The 2770-nt window shown below is 65.3% G+C and carries 2 protein-coding genes and 2 pseudogenes; all 4 read left to right on the top strand.

What is annotated here, in order from left to right; translation table 11 throughout:
• A pseudogene (locus IE244_RS41385) lies at positions 1-859 on the top strand (protein rep); the annotation flags it as partial.
• Positions 860-1376: 517 nt separating this feature from the next.
• A complete protein-coding gene (locus IE244_RS41390; protein WP_191878747.1) occupies positions 1377-1652 on the top strand; it encodes a hypothetical protein in 276 nt (91 codons plus the stop codon).
• Complete coding sequence (locus tag IE244_RS41395) at positions 1652-1960, top strand: hypothetical protein (RefSeq protein ID WP_191878748.1); 309 nt, start codon at positions 1652-1654, stop codon at positions 1958-1960. Before IE244_RS41390 ends, IE244_RS41395 begins: the two co-directional genes overlap by 1 nt.
• Positions 1961-2508: 548 nt before the next feature.
• Positions 2509-2770 (top strand): annotated as a pseudogene (locus IE244_RS41400) (DUF2321 domain-containing protein); the annotation flags it as partial.

The following is a 2770-nucleotide window of genomic DNA, read 5'->3' on the forward strand; positions in this document are numbered from 1 at the left end:
CACGCTGACGGCCCGACACAAGAAGCACCACGAGCTTGAGCCCCTCTTCGACGCCGTCGCCAACGGCTGGCGCAAGCTGCTGTCCGGCAGGGCTTGGGCCGGAGACCCCAAGCGGGGAGTCCTCGGCGAACGCGACCGGCTCGGAGTCCGGGGCAACATCCGCTCACTCGAAGTCACTTACGGAACTCGTAACGGTTGGCACCCGCACCTTCACGTTCTCCTCCTGCTGAACGAAGAGACCACCGAAGAACTCGCCTACGCAATGCACCGATGGGACAAAACCTGGAGGGCCTGGCTCAAGAAAGCCGGATTCGAACCGAGCAAGGAACACGGCATCACCTGGTCCAAAGTCACGACCCCAGAAGAGGCAGGCGAATACATCGCCAAGGCTCAAGAGGGAAAGGTCGGAAACGAAATCGCCCGAGGCGACATGAAGGCCGGTCGCCTCGGAACTCTGGCCCCGTTCGAAATGCTCGAATACTTCCGGCAGACCGGTGACATGGCAGTGGTCCCGATTTGGCAGGAGTACGAGAAGGGCACGTTCCGCCGTCGGGCGATCACCTGGAGCCGTGGCCTTCGTGCCGAACTCCTCGGAGACGAAGAAGAGCTCACCGACGAAGAACTTGCAGCTGAGGAGATCGGAGGCGAGACGTGGGCACTTCTGCCGGCCGAATCGCTCCGAGCGATCCGCCGTGTCCCCGGTCTCCAGTCCCGCATCCTCGACACCGCCGAGAACGGCGGCTTCGTGGAACTGGTCAACCTGCTGACTGCCTACCATCTTCTCTACGAGATCGGCCCCGATGCACCCGCAAGTGAAAAGACCACCGAAGGGGTTGGGGAAGTGTTTACCGAAAGGTGATCGGCGGGGCGAGGCCATGAAAGGGGGCCATTACACTTGTACCAATGGAGAGGGCTGGAGGCCCTCACCGCTCTTGTGGGCACTCGGCCCCCTTTCTTGGTCTCGGAGGGGTCCCCGCCGATCAGCTTTCGGTAAAGACTTCCTCAGCCCCGAAACCAAAAAGCCCCCGCCACAGTCGGCGGGGGCTTTCTTATTTCTCTGGTTCAAAGAATGCCGCTACTCGTTTGTACATTGCCGTCCGACTGATCCTCGCCGACTCGGCCGCCTCAGTCGGCGTCAAGACTTTGTGGTGCACGGCGTTCGCACTCAGCAGCGCGGCCATCTCGTCGGCATCGATCGCGATGTCAGTGAGGACGCGGATCAGGTTCCGCGTACAGCTTGTGGCCTACATCGCCACTACGGTCCATCTCCGTCGGGACGTCATCCCCGCTGCGGCTCCCACCGTGGTCGACGTCTCCGCCGAAACGGCCGGCACAAGCGTGCCGATCCAGAAGAACAACCGCGGGAGGAAGTCAGCATGACGAACGACGACGCCTGGATCTCCGGAGCCGTAGACCTCGACGGCCAGCCGCTGCCTGACCCCAAGACGGTGTCAGCGAACCAGCTCGGCAAGGTGCTCATCGACCTCTCGACCGTCGGCCGCGAACTGGCCGCTGACCTCGTGACCGAAGAGCTGAGGCTCGCCCAGTACCGCCGCGTCGCCGAGCTCGGCGAATGGCTCACCAAGGCCGCTGACTCGCTGCACCTGGCTCTCGACACGCACCTCAACCCCGACGACTACCCGGAGGACTGATGAGCCCCTCAGGAGCCCCCACGCCGGTCTACACACCCCAACCGATCGTCCTCGGTCCCGGACAAGCCCTCGCGCCTGCAGCGGGCTTCCAGGGCTCACCGGTCGTCATCATCCAGCAGGCCGCACCGGAACAGAGCTGGCTCAAGGCCCACGCCGGTCAACTCATCGCGGCCGGAGGTGCAGGCGCCATCGTCGTCGCCGTGCTCCTGGCGGTCGCTGTCGTCGCGATCGCTGTCGGGATCGGCGCCATCTCGTGCGCCCTCGGCTGGTTCGTCATCAAGAGCTTGATGGGCCAGAGCGAGAAGTGATCGCCCGGCGTGTTCCTAGCACGCCGGACGACCACCGGACAGAGGATCGCAGCAGAGAACGACCCTGAGAACGAACGAGGCCCGGACCGCTGACGACGGCCGGGCCTCTGGGTCTCCGAACCACCGGTATGCGAGAACGGAGAATGTCCGTGGACAGCGTAGGGCAGGCCGACCAGGCCGCGCGAGACGACCAGGCCCTAACGGCCGATTTTGCAGAGCTGGACACGAACCAGGTCCGCCAGGACCTCCGGGCCATCGCCCGGCGCCAGGTTCCCGGCCCCGCCGGGCCGAAGGCAGGAGGCGGGAGTCGGGGCGCCTCTGGCGCCCTGGCTCCGGGCCAATCTAGGTACAACGCGAATAATGTTTCCCACCCTCCCCTCTCTTCCACTCAATCTCCCAGCTCAGAGGCCGATTCCGCCGTTCGTCAGGGCCGCCGGGAACGGCGCTTCGCCCAGCGGGCAGTCCTCTGGACGATCACCACGCTTCCCCGCGTCCGCAAGTGCGGTCGGACGACCAATGGAGGCGTCGGTGACGGCCTGGCGGCGATCGTGGTCAACGGCTCCGTCGCTCACTGGTCCGGCTTCTGCACCTGCGGTTCCATCTGGGCCTGCCCGGTCTGCTCGGCCAAGATCAGGGCCAACCGCGCGGACGAGATCGCACGAGCGGCGGCCAAGCACCTCGCCGACGGCGGCACCGCCTGGATGGTCACGCTGACGGCCCGACACAAGAAGCACCACGAGCTTGAGCCCCTCTTCGACGCCGTCGCCAACGGCTGGCGCAAGCTGCTGTCCGGCAGGGCTTGGGCCGGAG

The organism is Streptomyces filipinensis, assembly GCF_014649495.1.
Lineage (GTDB): Bacteria > Actinomycetota > Actinomycetes > Streptomycetales > Streptomycetaceae > Streptomyces > Streptomyces filipinensis.